14 protein-coding genes are annotated in these 14,326 nt (G+C 60.3%); 2 read left to right on the top strand and 12 right to left on the bottom strand.

Annotated features, from left to right (window positions below; genetic code table 11):
- Positions 1-488 precede the first annotated feature (488 nt).
- Genes FVF58_RS11985 through FVF58_RS11945 form a run of 9 tightly spaced genes read right to left on the bottom strand, consistent with a single transcriptional unit; the run spans position 489 to position 8,608 of the window.
- Positions 489-1,250, bottom strand: coding sequence for an SDR family NAD(P)-dependent oxidoreductase (locus tag FVF58_RS11985; protein ID WP_149670115.1), 762 nt, complete (start codon positions 1,248-1,250; stop codon positions 489-491).
- A 23-nt stretch (positions 1,251-1,273) separates the two neighbouring features.
- A complete protein-coding gene (locus tag FVF58_RS11980; protein WP_149670114.1) occupies positions 1,274-2,188 on the bottom strand; it encodes a LysR family transcriptional regulator in 915 nt (304 codons plus the stop codon).
- A gap of 9 nt (positions 2,189-2,197) precedes the next feature.
- Positions 2,198-2,533 carry a ferredoxin gene (fdxA, locus tag FVF58_RS11975; RefSeq protein ID WP_149670113.1) on the bottom strand — a complete coding sequence of 112 codons (336 nt, stop codon included), beginning with the start codon at positions 2,531-2,533 and terminating at the stop codon, positions 2,198-2,200.
- Positions 2,533-3,306 (bottom strand): enoyl-CoA hydratase-related protein, encoded by a 774-nt coding sequence (locus FVF58_RS11970; RefSeq protein WP_149670112.1) that lies wholly within the window; start codon positions 3,304-3,306, stop codon positions 2,533-2,535. Before FVF58_RS11970 ends, fdxA begins: the two co-directional genes overlap by 1 nt.
- The gene (locus FVF58_RS11965) at positions 3,303-4,481 is read right to left on the bottom strand and encodes a CaiB/BaiF CoA transferase family protein (RefSeq protein ID WP_149670111.1); all 1,179 of its coding nucleotides are present in this window, start codon (positions 4,479-4,481) and stop codon (positions 3,303-3,305) included. Before FVF58_RS11965 ends, FVF58_RS11970 begins: the two co-directional genes overlap by 4 nt.
- Positions 4,478-5,863 carry an FAD-dependent oxidoreductase gene (locus FVF58_RS11960; RefSeq protein ID WP_149670110.1) on the bottom strand — a complete coding sequence of 462 codons (1,386 nt, stop codon included), beginning with the start codon at positions 5,861-5,863 and terminating at the stop codon, positions 4,478-4,480. The genes FVF58_RS11965 and FVF58_RS11960 overlap by 4 nt, the downstream gene beginning before the upstream one ends.
- Before the next feature lie 36 nt (positions 5,864-5,899).
- Positions 5,900-6,739 carry an ABC transporter permease gene (locus FVF58_RS11955; protein WP_149670109.1) on the bottom strand — a complete coding sequence of 280 codons (840 nt, stop codon included), beginning with the start codon at positions 6,737-6,739 and terminating at the stop codon, positions 5,900-5,902.
- Positions 6,739-7,572, bottom strand: a complete 834-nt coding sequence (locus FVF58_RS11950) for an ABC transporter ATP-binding protein (protein WP_149670108.1) — start codon at positions 7,570-7,572, stop codon at positions 6,739-6,741. Before FVF58_RS11950 ends, FVF58_RS11955 begins: the two co-directional genes overlap by 1 nt.
- A gap of 4 nt (positions 7,573-7,576) precedes the next feature.
- Entirely contained in the window at positions 7,577-8,608 is a 1,032-nt protein-coding gene (locus FVF58_RS11945; protein ID WP_149670107.1) for an ABC transporter substrate-binding protein, read from the bottom strand.
- Between the two features lie 445 nt (positions 8,609-9,053).
- Between FVF58_RS11945 and FVF58_RS11940 the strand changes: the two genes are divergently transcribed.
- Together FVF58_RS11940 and FVF58_RS11935 are read left to right on the top strand one after the other, a co-directional pair.
- Positions 9,054-10,181 carry a porin gene (locus tag FVF58_RS11940; RefSeq protein WP_149670106.1) on the top strand — a complete coding sequence of 376 codons (1,128 nt, stop codon included), beginning with the start codon at positions 9,054-9,056 and terminating at the stop codon, positions 10,179-10,181.
- A gap of 276 nt (positions 10,182-10,457) precedes the next feature.
- Positions 10,458-11,045: a LysE family translocator gene (locus tag FVF58_RS11935; protein ID WP_149670105.1), complete on the top strand. Its 588-nt coding sequence runs from the start codon at positions 10,458-10,460 to the stop codon at positions 11,043-11,045.
- Positions 11,046-11,096: 51 nt separating this feature from the next.
- On the opposite strand, the gene FVF58_RS11930 is transcribed toward FVF58_RS11935, so the two are convergent.
- The 3 genes from FVF58_RS11930 to FVF58_RS11920 form a co-directional block, all read right to left on the bottom strand.
- A complete protein-coding gene (locus FVF58_RS11930) occupies positions 11,097-11,945 on the bottom strand; it encodes a helix-turn-helix transcriptional regulator (protein ID WP_149670104.1) in 849 nt (282 codons plus the stop codon).
- Between the two features lie 133 nt (positions 11,946-12,078).
- Positions 12,079-12,873, bottom strand: a complete 795-nt coding sequence (locus FVF58_RS11925) for an ABC transporter substrate-binding protein (RefSeq protein ID WP_149670103.1) — start codon at positions 12,871-12,873, stop codon at positions 12,079-12,081.
- A 126-nt stretch (positions 12,874-12,999) separates the two neighbouring features.
- Positions 13,000-14,154, bottom strand: coding sequence for a pyridoxal phosphate-dependent aminotransferase (locus tag FVF58_RS11920; RefSeq protein WP_149670102.1), 1,155 nt, complete (start codon positions 14,152-14,154; stop codon positions 13,000-13,002).
- Positions 14,155-14,326: the final 172 nt, after the last annotated feature.

Below are 14,326 nucleotides of genomic sequence, written 5' to 3'. Positions count from 1 at the left end.
GCATTGTTCCTATGGCGTGACCCATGATACGAGCCTGAAGCTGAGCCAAAACGAGCGAACAGAGGGGCGATTGGTCCTCTATTCAGAGGTCTTCGAGGTGATGACTGGTCGGGGACAACTGTTTTCCATCCTCGAGCTCCAGCATCGCTCGGGACCTGGTGTGTGAAATCGCACAGGTCTGAGTACTGCTCGGACAATACTGAGCAGGCTCGTGGATCTTCTGCTTTCGGGAGGCTTTCCGTACGGTCGAAACAGTTGTGAAAGGAGAGTGCGCGTCGGGTGTTTCCAGAGCGCAAAGGTCAGTTGCCCGGGCTGAGCCGACGTTCAAACGTCCGCTCAGGAGCTCGAATGAATGACAGAAACTGGGCCGAACACGGTCGGATGCTGAATGAACAATACGGCTTACCAGAGATCGAACTACGGTCCGCCCCTTGCCACCCCAGCCTGTGTGGAAATGCGCTCACCGTCCAACGTTGGAGAATGCCACTTCAGGGCATGACTTGACCGCCGTTGACTTCGATGATTTGCCCCGTGACGTAGCTACTCGCTTCGTCACTAGCCAGAAACAGAAACGCACCGGTACATTCTTCAGCGGTGCCTAAGCGCCCCATCGGAATGGCCGCAGAAAAGCGCTTGAGAATCTCCGGGCTGGAGTGTCCATCATGGAACGGCGTTTCGATCACACCCGGCGCTACCGCGTTGACGCGGATTCTCTCGCCCACGAGCTCTTTCGCCATCGTACGGGTAATGGTCGACACGAAGCCCTTGCATGCTGCATAGAGCCCGGCACCCGGCCCACCACCTGTCCGAGCCGCTTGCGTTGTCACGTTGATGATGTTTCCACCGCCCGATCCCGCCATGAGTGGAATGACTCGGCGGCTCACGGCGACGACCGAGCGCGCATTGAGACGAAAGACGTCCTCGATGTAGTCGTCGTCTGCTTCGACGATAGGTGCACGCCGCACAAATCCGCCCGCATTGTTCACCAGAACGTCGATGCGTCCGAAGTGCGCGTGCACCTTCGTCACCATGTCATCCACCTGTGCGGACTCGGTAACGTCGGCCTGCACGGCGATCGCATCGCCGCCCGCCTCCTTGATCTGCGACACGACGGATTGCGCCGCTGACGCGCTACTCCGATAGTGAACCGCAACTCTGGCGCCACATTCGCCGAATGCGCGGGCGAGCGCGGCCCCGATGCCAGAACTCGCACCTGTGATCAACACCACCTTGTTCTTCAAATCTCGCATGGATGCTCCGGAACGCCGATTGATCAAACTCCGCGCAACGACAATTCGACATGCTTCAGGCGTCTCACCATACGGTCGACGAACTGAAGCGTCACGTGAGCCAGCGCGCGTTGATTCGGCGCAATGACGCCGACGGTGAGCGCGTTGACATTCACATCGTCAAGCGGCCGCCATACCACCTCGCCTCGCGCCAGCTCGTCGAGAAACGCCAGTTTGGAAAAAAACGAAATGCCCCGCCCCGATGCGATCAGGCGCTTGAGAAGCGTCGTGGAGTTGCACGTCACGCTGGGCCTCAGCGATTCCCAATACTCGTGAAAATCGTTTTCCACGATACCCTGAATTGGCGAGCGTCCTTCGAGTCTGAGAAACGCGTGGTTGCGGCACTCGTCGAAGCTGATGCGCTCCTTCTTCGCCAACGGGTGCGACGAAGCCATCACGACCCCAGGCGGCAGGGACACTTCCGTCACGACATCAAGGCCAGCTGGCAGCTTTGTGATGTACGAAATGCCGAGGTCATATTCACCGCTCACCAGCCGCGCCGGTACGTCGTGAGGCGGCACGGCAGCAATCGAATACGTCACTGCCGGATACGAATCGGAAAACTCCTCCACCGTGGCGGGCAGAAAGTCGACGAAGAGCGAGTCCATCGCCGCCACTGACACGTGTCCCTTGCGCTCCCCCTTCAATGCATCGAGTTCACTGCGCATCAGATGAAAGTCGTTCAGTGTCGAACGGATATGCTGGAGCACACGCTCTCCCGCCGCGTTCAGGCGGATCCCATTCGGCAGCCGGTCGAACAGTTCCGCGCCCATCTCCGATTCGAGCTTGAGAATCTGGCGGTTGACCGCACTCGAAGCGACGTACAGATTCTGTGCGGCCTTCCGGATCGATCCGCAACGCGCCACTTCAACAAAATATTTCAGGACATTCGAATGCATCGTGTTGCCTCAATTCGCAGCGCGCGCCGGCCACCCGGCGACCACGGGATGGTCGCACGGTACCTTGCCTACATCGCACGCGCCACCAGGTGAACCCAGCGCACTGACAGGGCCATCGAAGAACTCCCGGTTGACGCAGGTGAATCGAACCTCTGCCTGCGGAACCTCGTCCTCATGGAAAATCGCCTCCGTCGGGCACACCGACACGCACACCCCGCAACTGATGCATTCATCGGGATGAATGTACAGGGTGCGCTCGCCTTCGTAGATACAGTCGACGGGACAGCATTGCACGCAGGCGCCGTCCTTGACGTCGATACAGGGTGACGTGATGACGTAAGCCATTAGCGTCCGCTCCAGCGAGGTTTGCGCTTCTCCTGGAAAGCGCGCACACCTTCATGCGCATCTTCGGATTGCAACGCCGACACCAGTGCAGGCAACCGCAAAGCCTGAGCCTCCGCCGCTGAAAGCGTCGACGTCCTCCGCACCACCTGCTTGATGGCCTGGAGTGACAGCGGAGCACAGGCGAGCAACGCTTCGACCCAACGTTCGACGGCCGCGTCGAGTTCCACGCGCGGCACGACTTCATTGACCAGCCCCATGTCGAGCGCTTCGCGCGCCGCCACGCGGCGTCCTGTCAACAGCATCGCCATCGCCTGCCGGTAAGGGATCTGACGTTGCAGGAGCGTCATGCCCCCATCGAGAGGCATGCGCCCGACAAGCGCCTCGGGCAAGCCAAAACTGGCCTCTTCGCAAGCGACCACGAGATCGCATCCGAGTACCATTTCGAACCCGCCGCCGAGCGCATAGCCGTTCACACGGGCAATCACGGGCACGTTCAGCGTTTCGCGCAGCGCGATGCCGCCAAATCCGCCCGGCCGGGGCGCGGCCCAGTATTCGAGCCCGCTCATCGATGGGTTCTTGAGATCGGCCCCCACGCAGAACGCACGCTCCCCCTCCCCAGTCAGCACGACGACGCGTATGTCCCGGTTCCGCTCGAGTTCGTTCCAGACGCGCTGAAGTTCGCTCTCGGTCTCGAGATCTACGGCATTGAGCGCTTCCGGCCGAGCCAGCGTCACAGTGGCCACATGCTGATCGATCGTCAGTCTTACGCTCATACGACCTCCGGCGCGATCGTCCCGCGCAACTGATTGAGAATCTCCTCGGTGTGCTGCCCGAGCCTCGGGGGAGCGCGGCGCAGTCCAACAGGCGCCCGCGACAGTTCGATGGGACTGCCGATGAAGCGCACGGGCTGCCCTTCACCGTCTCCTTCGATGATCAGACGGTTGTGCAGTGTCTGCGGGTCGACAAGGGCTTCGCGCAGGTCGCGCACCGGGGCGCAAAGGAGGTCCTGCTCTTCCAGCCGCTCGAGCCAGAAGTCTCGGGTGTTGGATGCTAAGTGCTCACGGAAAATCGTTTGCAGCTCGTCCTTGTGGCGGAACTGCTCGTTCAGATTGCAAAAACGTGGATCACCGGACAGGTCGCCGATTTGCAACGCCGCACAGATATCGCGAAGCGGGTTCGGCTTGAATGCGCCGACGAGGACAAGGGCACCGTCCTGGGTATCGAATACACCCGAGAGCGGCATTGCCGCCCAATTCACTTCGGAGTCGGCCATCATGATCATCGCCGCTTCCTGCATCTGCATCGAGAGCATCGAGTTGTACAGCGATACGTTGACCTTCTGTCCTTCCCCGGTCCGCTCGCGATGCAGCAATGCGAGAAGGATGCCCTGCACCATGTGCATGCCCGCGGAATAGTCAGCCAGCGCGGTCGGGTACACCGAGACCGGCAGCGACTCATCCGCCCGGCGCGCCATCACACCGCTCATCGCCTGCGCGAGCACATCTTGACCACCCTTGTGCGCGTACGGCCCCGTTTCGCCGAACCCAGTCCCCACCGCAAAAATAATCCGCGGGTTCAGGCTCCGACATGCTTCATAACCGATGCCCATCCGATCCATCACGCCTGCGCGAAAGTTGCTGACGACAACGTCGGCGTCGGCGATCAGCTTCTTCAGTGCCGCCATCTGTTCAGCGTCGCGCAAATCGAGTTCGAGGCTGCGCTTGTTGCGGTTGAGACTGCAGAAGATCGGGTTGTCGGCACCGGCCACGGGCTCGAATGTGGAGCGGCTCAAATCGCCCCCTCCGATGCGCTCGACCTTGATGACGTCCGCACCGTAATCGGCCAGCATCTGCGTGCAGACGGGCCCCATCATGACCTGCGTCAAGTCGATGATGCGCACGCCTTGAAGCGGCAAATCCTGCGTGACTGCGTTGTAACCGTTATTCATGCTGCAGCCCTCGCATCGACGTGAATGGCAAGCGGCGGAACGTCGGCGTTGCGCCCCGTCTGGTCGCCGGGGTCCGCGCCTTGGGTGCGCAAGGTCTTCTGCAGGGCGCGCACGTCGACATTACGAACCGACACATTCGCGTTGAGCGCAAGCGCTGCGGCAACGCCAGCGGCCTCACCCATCGCCATGCACGGGGGAATCTCGCGCGACATCTTTTGTGCCTGCGACGTCGCCGAATAGTGACGGCCCGCGACGAGCAGATTGTCGATCTGCTTCGGCAGCAACACGCGGTATGGCATGTAATAGTCGCGTCCGCGAGCGATGCTGTCGTCGAAGCGCGTGCGCTGCGCGAGATCATCCTTGCTCATGACATATTCGCCTTCGAGGAGGCGAGTCTGGCGCACGCCGGTTTGCGGTGCGACATCGATCACATAGCAGTTCTTGAAGCCCGGCAGCTTTTCCCGCACGAAGTCGACCACGGCATGGATGTGTTTGCGGCCCTGCACCTCTGCTCGCGTCAGATCCTCCGGGTTGAGGCCGTCGAGACCCGCCATATGCGGGCAGTTGCACCATACGACGCCCGGCAAAGGCGTCTTGAGCCACCAGTAGCCCCACGAACCGCCGAGGATGCGCTTGATCTGACGGTCGAGCAGTGCGAACGTCTCCGGCTCTTCGGCCTCAAAGCGTTCTGCCTCGTCCGTGTCGACACCGCCGAGACGAAATACTGTTGTCGTGATGTAGGTGCCCCCGACATGCGGAACACCCGCCGAGGCGGCAACATCCAGGTCGCCGGTCGCGTCGATCACGACGTCGGCAAGAATCGCTTCCCGTCCGCTTTTTGTATCGCAGATCACGCCCTTCACCTGACCGTCCTCGACGAGGGTCTGCGAAAACCACGAGTGCAGCCGAAGCTTGATACCAAGCTCTTCCACCATTTCCAGCGCGACGCGCTTCATCGCGTCCGGATCGAACGCTGCCGCGAAGCACACTGGATGCGGCGTCTTCTGGCTGTGAAAATCAAAGGTGCCCCAACGACCCCACTGACGATAGGCCGCAGGATCTTCGCCCCATTCGTGCGAACGCGGAAACATCGCAAGGTTGCGCGCCGCCATCCGCTCGATGAACGTCATGCAGGTGCCGCGCACGGAGATTTCTTGAAGGTGGTTGTCCCACATGTCATCGAGTACGAGCACCATGCCGCCCGATGCTAGCCCGCCAAGATGGTTGTAACGCTCGAGAAGAATGACTTCCGCACCGTTTCGCGCCGCGCCGATCGCTGCCGACAGGCCTGCGGGACCACCTCCGACTACCACGACGTTAGCCTTCGCGACCACGCGCACATCGCGCGCGGGTTCCTGAATCCATTCGCTGATCATGTTCATTTCGTCTCCTTTCAGAATTGGCTATATCGCTCAGGCTCAATGCGCGCTTTCGGGTTGCCATTTGACGAGGCAACGCTCGACTACTGCGATGATCAGGAAAAACGCACCTGACAAGATGGCGCTCATGATGATGGCCGTGTACAGCAGCGCGGAATCGAAGTTATAGGTCGCCTGAATAATCATCGCGCCTATACCCTGCGTCGCCCCGATCCACTCGCCCACCACTGCACCGATCACCGACATCGACGCAGCGATGCGCAGCGCGGAGAAGAGATACGGCAGCGACGAGAAGACCCGGAGCTTGAAGAAGATCTCGCGCTTGCTGGCCGAGAGAATCTGCATCAACTCCATTGCCTGCGGATTGACTGCATTGAGTCCGCGAACCATGTTCACCAACGTCGGGAAGAAGCAGACAATCGCAGCGATGGTGATCTTCGGTTCGAGCCCGTTGCCCATGATCAGCACGAGAATCGGTGCCTTGGCGACGACAGGAATCGAGTTGATCATCACAGCAACCGGATAGAAGATGTCCTGCAGCGTCTTGTTGTGTACAAAGACGGTTGCCAGCAGGATCGCTGCGAGATTCCCTAGCAGAAAGCCCAGCGATGCCTCGATTGCGGTCGGCAGCAAATTCTGTATCAGCACATCACTCTTGCTGACGAACGTCTCCAGCACGAGCATGGGCGTTGGTGCAATGAATGGCTTGACGTGAAAGCCTGCAACCACAGCCCACCAGGCGAAGAGAAGGCCCGCGATACCCAGCGCCGGCAACATACGCGCGCGCCAAACTTGCCGACGTCGGCGGGCGGCCCAAGCCTGCGCTTCGTCGTCGGCAGTCGGGGAAGACATATTCAGGTGGATCTCAGACGTAGCCATTAGCAGGTCTCCAATACACGTCGTAGATAGGCGGCGAGTTCGACGAATTCGCGGGTCTCGCGGATATCGAGCGTGCGGTCTTCAGGCAGACTGACGGGCACGATTTCCTTCACCCGGCCGGGGTTAGCAGCCAGCATCAGGACACGTTGACCGAGGAATGCCGCTTCGTAGATGCTGTGCGTGACGAACAGCGTTGTGAGTCCCATCTCTTTCCAGACGCGGCGCAGTTCTTCATTGAGGCGATCGCGCGTAATTTCATCGAGTGCGCCGAACGGCTCATCCATCAACAGTACTTTCGGGTCGCTGACCAGAGCACGGGCGATGGCGACCCGCTGGCGCATGCCGCCCGACATCTCATGCGGGTACGCGTCCTCACGCCCCTTGAGTCCGACGAGTTCGAGCAGTTCACGTGGCGTGGCGCGACCAGCCCGATTCTTCCCGCCCGCCACTTCCAGCGGCAACTGCACGTTCTGCAGAGCCGTTCTCCACGGCAGGAGCGCCGCATCCTGAAACACGAAGCCAATATCGCGCCGCGCACGTGCGACATTGGGTGCGGCGCCGAGCACACTGATCTCGCCCCGGCTCGGCTTGACCAGATCGGCAACGACACGCAGGAAAGTCGACTTCCCACAGCCGGAAGGTCCCAGAAGCGTGAGGAATTCACCTGCCGCAACGTCCAGGCTCAAACCTTCGATCGCGGTGACGCTACGACGGTCGGTGAAGAAGCGCACATTGATATTGCGGCAGCTAATTGACGAGGCGCCGGCCTGCAGAACATCTACGGGCGAGTTTTCCCGCTCCGCGCGCGGCGGATTAAACGTGGCAGCATGCATGGGTTTACACCAATAGTCTTGAGGAACGGGTAGCGTTGAGCACGTCCATCGTCATGACGTCCTCCACCTTGGGTTGATGCGCCCTGAACTGGCCGAGCTGTCCGTAGGTCGAGATCTGTTCTTCCCAGACCGCCGGATCCATCGCGCCCCAGCCGTGGGTCTGCGTCGTCGGGTTGAAGGCGTAGCTCATCAGGGAATCGATCGCGACACGCTCATCCGCATGATTCAGATTCGGGTATTCCTTGATGAGCAGGTCGACGGCCTGATCGCGATGGGTATTTGCGTAGATCCAGCCACGCGCCGTTGCGCGCAAGAAGCGGTTGACCGTGTCCGGATGCTCCTTCAGCGCTGCCGTTGTCGTGTAGTACGGCAACGCATAGAGGCGTACGCCGGTGTCCCACAACCGCAGATCAACGCGATCCGCGCCAAGCGGCTTGAGCGCCGTGGTGTTGGTTTGCCAGCCGGTCACCGCATCCACCTGCCCGCTCAGAAGCGGCATCATGTCGGCGCCGATCGGCACGATGTTGACCTGACTTTCAGGAATTTTGTTCTTGGCCAGCAACGCCTTGAGCAATACCATTCCCGTCGCCTGGATGCCAATGCGCTTGCCTATCATGTCGTGCGGCGTGCGAATCGGGTTTTTCTTCAGTGAAAAGAATGTGTAAGGGTGCTGCTGCAGCCCGGCGGCGATGCATTTGATCGGCAGCCCCTCTGAGACGGCCAGCATGATCGATGGGCTCGATGAGATCTCGCCCGCCTCGAAGCGCCCCGAGGCGACGATTGCGACGCCATCGATATTCGGGCCGCCCGGCTGGATGTGAAAATCGATTCCTTCCTGTTCGTAAAAGCCGAGTCGCTTCGCGACGATCTCACCGACCTGATTGCCGCCCGGAACCCACCCCAGCTGCATATTGACAGTCGCTTTTTCGCCTGCTAATGCGCGCACCGAAAGCAGTGCACCTGTCGCCGCCATGCCGCCCATTGCGAGCGTCATCCGCAGCACACGCCTGCGCCCTGCATTCTCGATTACTGACATCTCTCACTCCTCCGATGGTCCTTCATGGATTCAAGGGAACCGGTCTGTTGCTTTCCGAGGTGCTGCCGGCTAAGTGCATTCTCAGTAGCCGAAAGTGTCCCCGCAAGCATCAATTTTGAAGACGAGTGATGCCGAAATTAGCTCACCCCCTGCGATGCACCATTTTTGTGCAACACGCAGGACTGCGCACATGACGCGCGCATTGCTCGATGACCCGATCTGAAAATTAGCTCACTGCTAGTCAAATTCGGTGCTAGCCGACGCGATTTTTGTTCCGCAAGAATCGGTCGCTAGTGAGGCGGCCACGAGACGGCCTCCTCCACACAATCGGGTGTCAGATTCACCACGCCGGCATGTTCAAGGCCGGCTAGACAGCTTCAGAAATTCGTTTTCCTAATTAATCGAGCCGAACTCCAAAACAATCGGGCCTGCACTCAAGGAAATCATGATTCGACGCGCTATCGTAATTACGGCAACCGCTCTCGCTTGTCAGACCGCATTCGCCCAAAGCAGCGTAACGCTCTACGGTTTGATCTCAAGCGGAATCGTGTATGCGAACAATCAGAAGGGAGCCGACAAACAAGGGCATTCGACCTGGCAGTTCGCGAGCGGACCGATGCAGACGCCGCGCTGGGGCATGAGGGGGGTCGAAGACCTTGGCGGGGGAGTCAAGACGCTCTTCACGCTGGAAGGCGGCTACAGCGTCGCCAATGGCGCCCTGTCGCAAGGCGGACGGCTGTTCGGGCGGCAAGCCTTCGTTGGCTTGTCATCGAACAGTCTGGGCACGGTCACGGTCGGCCGCCAGTATGACGAGGCCGTCACGCTTTGCATTTTTTCGTCTGCCTGCCAGTTTGCCGCATATGGTGCGCACATCGGCGACAGCGATAACGTCTTCGATACTTTCCGCATTAACAATGCGGTGCAGTACAAAAGCATCGATTACGGTGGATTGCAGTTCCAAGGACTCTATGGCTTTTCGAACAAGGCTGGAGCTTTCTCAGACAACACCGCCATCAGCGCAGCCGCTCAATATCATCGGGGACCGCTCTCGCTGGGAGCCGCCTACCTTCAGGTCAAAATGCCCAATGATCCGGCCAATCCCAACGGCGCCGTGGTTGGCGACTACGGCTTCACCTCACCCTTCATCACTAATCCCGCGACCAATGCAGGTGTGAGCAAGCAGAGAATGTTCGGCACAGGCGGCGCCTACGCATTTGGAAATGCAAACCTGTCCATGCTCTATACGAATGCGCGCTTCGAATATCTCGACCAATCCAGACTGACGCTGCAGAACTTTGAAGTTTCATTGACCGACTACGTGCTTCCGGACCTGATGCTCGGTGCCGCATACATCTTTACCACGGGACAATACCATCCTCAGGACTCAAGTCCGAAATGGCATCAGTTCAACACCGGCGCGGTGTATTTCCTGAGCAAACGAACGGACGTGTTTCTTGTTGGCATTTACCAGAAAGCCGCAGGTGATGCGCAATTCGCCCAGATCTACACGCTTTCGCCGTCGACGACCAAAACACAAGTCTCGGCTGTCATCGGTCTGCGCCATCGTTGGTAAAAGAATCGCACGTAAATCCGTCGAGGAAAGCGCCTGTGACCCGCGAGCGCTTCTTCCAGAATTCACTGGAATGTTTTCAGCGCGACAGTTCCAATCACTCTCGCCTCCCCAAAAACTCAAAGCAAAAAGCCCGATCCTCGCGACCGGGCTTTTTGCTTTTCCGTCGTCGTCACCCAGGAAACCGCTCCCAAAGCAATTTCCTTCAATACACCCCACCGGCTCGCCCGCTACCGTTGAGCGTCGCAATTCCTGCGCACTCACGTATCGAGGCATCAGATGACCGTCTTACTTTCCATGGCCGCCTTCGCGCTCGCCAGTTCCATTTCCCCCGGCCCGGTGAACGTGGTCGCGCTCAGCGCCGGCGCCCAACACGGGTTCATCGCAAGCATGCGTCACGTGAGCGGCGCGACGGTCGGTTTCACCGTGCTGCTTTTACTGATCGGCCTGGGTCTCCACGAACTGCTCGCCCACTTTCCTGATCTGATCGACATCGTCAAATGGGCCGGCATCGGCTTCCTGCTCTACATGGCCTACAAGCTCGCCGTCGACGACGGTCAACTCGGCGCCGGCAAACCGGCCCGCCGGCCATCCTTCGCCCATGGCGCGGCGCTGCAATGGCTCAACCCGAAAGCCTGGCTGGCGTCGCTGGCCGGTATGGGCGCGTACGCGGCCGACGGCGACGGCAAGCTCGTCTGGCAATTCACTGCGCTGTACTTCGTGATCTGCTACGTGTCAATTGCGAGTTGGGCGTACGCGGGCACGTTCCTGCGCAAGTACCTGCAGGAGCCGAAGCGAATGAGGCGATTCAACCGCGTGATGGCAACGCTGCTCGCCGCGAGCGCGCTGTATCTGCTGATGGAATGATGATTGACCCGACACGCCGGACCGGCCGCGCCGATCACCGCAGCGGCCGCATCAACTGCGATACTGCCCCGGCGTCGCCGCCACCAGCCGTTTGAAGGTCCGCTGTAAGTGCGCCTGGTCGGCGAAACCGGCATCGAGTGCGACGTCCGCGATCAGGCGTCCGCGCCTGAGTTGTGCCCGGCTGTATTGAATGCGTCGATTGATCAGGTACGCGTGCGGGGTCATCCCGTAGCGTTGTTTGAACGCGCGAATCAGATGCGACGCGGACAGCCCGGCCGCCTTGCAAACGTCGTCGAGTTTCAGCGAGCGCGTGCAGTTTTCCGCGATGAATTCCGCCGCCCGCGTGAGTTGACGGCTCGCATCACGATCCTGCAAGGACGCCGGATTCAGCTTGCGTTGCACTTCGGAGAAGAAAGTGACGGCCGCGCTTTCCTTGCGCAGCGTCTCAGTGTTGCTATCAACCAGAATCGCACACAGCCGGTTCAAGCCATCGAACAATGCCAGGTCCAGCGTCATGGTTTGCGAGAACGCGCGAAACGCGTGGTTCTCGTTGAAGCCCAGTTCGTGTTGCAGTGCCGTGAGCCATTCGACGTCGACGTGCAGCATCCGATACGACCAGCGTTCGTCGGCGATCGGATTGCACGCATGCACGTCGTCGGGGTTCATCATCACGACCGCGCCCGCGCCGATCCATTCACGCGCGTGGCGATTCAGGTACACGCTGCGTCCACCGGTCACCGCACCGATCGAAAACGTTTCGTGCGAATGTTTGGCGTAACAGACTTCGCGGCCGTCGTCGATGGAACGCGCTTCGATGAACGGCAACGCATCGCTGCGCCAGAACTTCGGCGCCGAAGCATCCTTCGCGTTATGAATTGCCGCTGCCGCTATCCCGTTCATCCGCGCCCCCTCTGATGCTCACGTAGACTTCGCCAGAACGAAGCCTATGTATGCTAGCCGCCAAACGCACGGTCAACAAGCAGAGTCGCACGGGACATCAACAGCGCGGCGGACCCACCCGCCGCGCAACAAGTTACTTCGCGCTCACGTCGATATTGCCGAGATATTTCGCGGCCAGCGTCTTCACCGTCCCGTCGGCCTGCACCTTCGCGATCGCCGCATTCAACTGGTCGCGCAGCGCCGTGTCGCCCTTGCGAATCCCATACGCGATGCCGCTGCCGAGAATCTTGTCGTCACGCACCGGCTGGCCGACGAACGCGTAGTCCTTGCCGTTAGGCTTCGACAGAAAACCCGTTTGCCCTGCCGGCGCCAGCACGAGCGTCGCGTCGAGACGGCCCGCCATCATATCCGTGTACACCTGGTTCTGATCCTGGTACGGCACGACGGTTACGCCCGCCGGTTCCCAATGCGTTTTCGCGAAGGTCTCCTGAATCGACGCCTGCAATACGCCGACCCGCTTGCCCTTCAACGACTCGGGCGTCGGCAGCAGACCGCTGTCGCGCCGGGCGATCAATTGCGTCGGCACACGATACACGACCGTGGTGAAATCAATCGCCTGACGGCGTTGTTCGGTCGCGTTCATCGCCGAGTTGATCGCGTCGAACTTGCGGCCCTGCAAGGCGGGAATCAGTCCGTCGAACGAGGTCTCGACCCATTTGCAGGTCATATGCGCGGCGGCGCAAACGGCATTGCCGACGTCGATATCGAGCCCCTGCAGTTCGCCATTCGGGCCTTTCGATTCGAACGGCGGATACTGTGCTTCGACTCCGAAGCGCAGCGTCGAGGTGTCGGCAGCGTTCGCGGCAGACGACGCCGCCAGCGACGCGAATGCGCAGGCGAGCGCCAATAGAGGCTTGAGCAACTTCATAACAGATCCCTTTTCCCTTCGATTTCGTTGAAACGCCCGCGCTGCAATACGCTGATGCGCAAACTCGCGACGATCATACTGCGTTCAAAATTGCGGCCCCGGCGGGACCGCCGTTCGCGCGCGCGATCAGATCTCGCACAAGCGCCGCGCGCCTTCGATCAACGTGGCGTCGTCCTTCGAGAAACTCAGACGGATCAGGCCGGAATCCGTGCCGTCGGTATAAAACGCCGACAACGGAATCGTCGCGACGCGCGCATCGCGGATCAGGCGCAGCACGAAATCGCTGTCGCTTTCGTCGGAGAAGCCGCGAAAGCGCGCAAGCATGAAGAAGCTGCCTTCGCTCGGCAACAGTTCGAAGCGCGACTCGCGCAATGCATGCGTGAGCAGATCGCGCTTCTTCTGATAGAACGCGGACAGGCCGAGATAGCTGTCGCGATGGGCCAGCGCATCGACGAACGCGTACTGCATCGGCGTATCGGCGGAAAACACCATGAACTGATGGACCTTGCGGATCTCGTCCATCAGCGCGGCGGGTGCGAGGCAATAGCCGACGCGCCAGCCGGTCACATGGTACGACTTGCCGAACGACGAGACGATCACGCTGCGCTCCGCGAGTTCGGCGTGACACGCCATGCTCTGATGCTTCGCGCCGTCGAACACGACGTGTTCGTAGACCTCGTCGGCGAGAATCACGATGCCGGTGTTGCGCGTGAGGGCTTTGAGCCGCGCGATGTCGGCTTCGTCGAACACGGTCGCGGTCGGATTGTGCGGCGTGTTGATGATGATCATGCGGGTCTTCGGCGTGATCGCCGCGGCGACCTCGTCCCAATCCACACGGAAATCGCTCAACGACAGCTTAATCGCCACCGGCGTTGCGCCTTGCAGCCGGACGATCGGGCCGTAGCTGTCGAACGAAGGCTCGAAGTAGATCACTTCGTCGCCGGGATGCACCAGCGCGCTGATCGTCGAGTACAGCCCTTCGCTCGCGCTCGCGATCACGGTGACTTCGCTGACCGGGTCGTAGCGTACGCCGTACAGCGTTTCGACCTTGTCTGCGAGGGCTTCGCGCAATGCGGCGATGCCGGCCATCGGTGCGTACTGGTTGTGGCCCGCGCGCATCGCCTGAGCGACGCCTTCGATCAGTTTCGCGTCCGGCGCGAAATTCGGCGCGCCTTGCGACAGGTTCAGCGCATCGTGCTGGGCGGCCAGTTGGCCGATCACGGTAAAAATCGTCGTGCCTACGTCAGGCAGTTTCGAGCGGGCTTGCATGGCGCTCTGCATAAAGCTATCTCCCTTTCTCCATCCGGCTGCGGATTCGCGGACGGCCGACAGCGCGGCGATCCTTCCATTGGGGTGATTAGGCATCAGCCAAAGAACCGTCACAATCGAAACTTTGTCATGCGCGGCATGCGTTTACGTCATGGCAAGCGCGAAAGCGCGCCGCCTCGGACGA

This window comes from Paraburkholderia panacisoli (assembly GCF_008369935.1).
GTDB lineage: Bacteria > Pseudomonadota > Gammaproteobacteria > Burkholderiales > Burkholderiaceae > Paraburkholderia > Paraburkholderia panacisoli.
Note: the sequence above shows the minus strand (reverse complement) of the source record. Positions and strands in the feature narration are given on the sequence as shown.

Excerpts from the sequence above, each read along its gene's own strand:
- FVF58_RS11945 (WP_149670107.1), bottom strand. The coding sequence starts at position 8,608 with ATGTCAGTAATCGAGAATGCAGGGCGCAGGCGTGTGCTGCGGATGACG.
- FVF58_RS11980 (WP_149670114.1), bottom strand. The coding sequence starts at position 2,188 with ATGCATTCGAATGTCCTGAAATATTTTGTTGAAGTGGCGCGTTGCGGA.
- FVF58_RS11925 (WP_149670103.1), bottom strand. The coding sequence starts at position 12,873 with ATGAAGTTGCTCAAGCCTCTATTGGCGCTCGCCTGCGCATTCGCGTCG.
- FVF58_RS11920 (WP_149670102.1), bottom strand. The coding sequence starts at position 14,154 with ATGCAGAGCGCCATGCAAGCCCGCTCGAAACTGCCTGACGTAGGCACG.
- FVF58_RS11940 (WP_149670106.1), top strand. The coding sequence starts at position 9,054 with ATGATTCGACGCGCTATCGTAATTACGGCAACCGCTCTCGCTTGTCAG.
- FVF58_RS11955 (WP_149670109.1), bottom strand. The coding sequence starts at position 6,739 with ATGGCTACGTCTGAGATCCACCTGAATATGTCTTCCCCGACTGCCGAC.
- FVF58_RS11950 (WP_149670108.1), bottom strand. The coding sequence starts at position 7,572 with ATGCATGCTGCCACGTTTAATCCGCCGCGCGCGGAGCGGGAAAACTCG.
- FVF58_RS11965 (WP_149670111.1), bottom strand. The coding sequence starts at position 4,481 with ATGAATAACGGTTACAACGCAGTCACGCAGGATTTGCCGCTTCAAGGC.
- FVF58_RS11970 (WP_149670112.1), bottom strand. The coding sequence starts at position 3,306 with ATGAGCGTAAGACTGACGATCGATCAGCATGTGGCCACTGTGACGCTG.
- FVF58_RS11935 (WP_149670105.1), top strand. The coding sequence starts at position 10,458 with ATGACCGTCTTACTTTCCATGGCCGCCTTCGCGCTCGCCAGTTCCATT.
- FVF58_RS11960 (WP_149670110.1), bottom strand. The coding sequence starts at position 5,863 with ATGAACATGATCAGCGAATGGATTCAGGAACCCGCGCGCGATGTGCGC.
- fdxA (WP_149670113.1), bottom strand. The coding sequence starts at position 2,533 with ATGGCTTACGTCATCACGTCACCCTGTATCGACGTCAAGGACGGCGCC.
- FVF58_RS11985 (WP_149670115.1), bottom strand. The coding sequence starts at position 1,250 with ATGCGAGATTTGAAGAACAAGGTGGTGTTGATCACAGGTGCGAGTTCT.
- FVF58_RS11930 (WP_149670104.1), bottom strand. The coding sequence starts at position 11,945 with ATGAACGGGATAGCGGCAGCGGCAATTCATAACGCGAAGGATGCTTCG.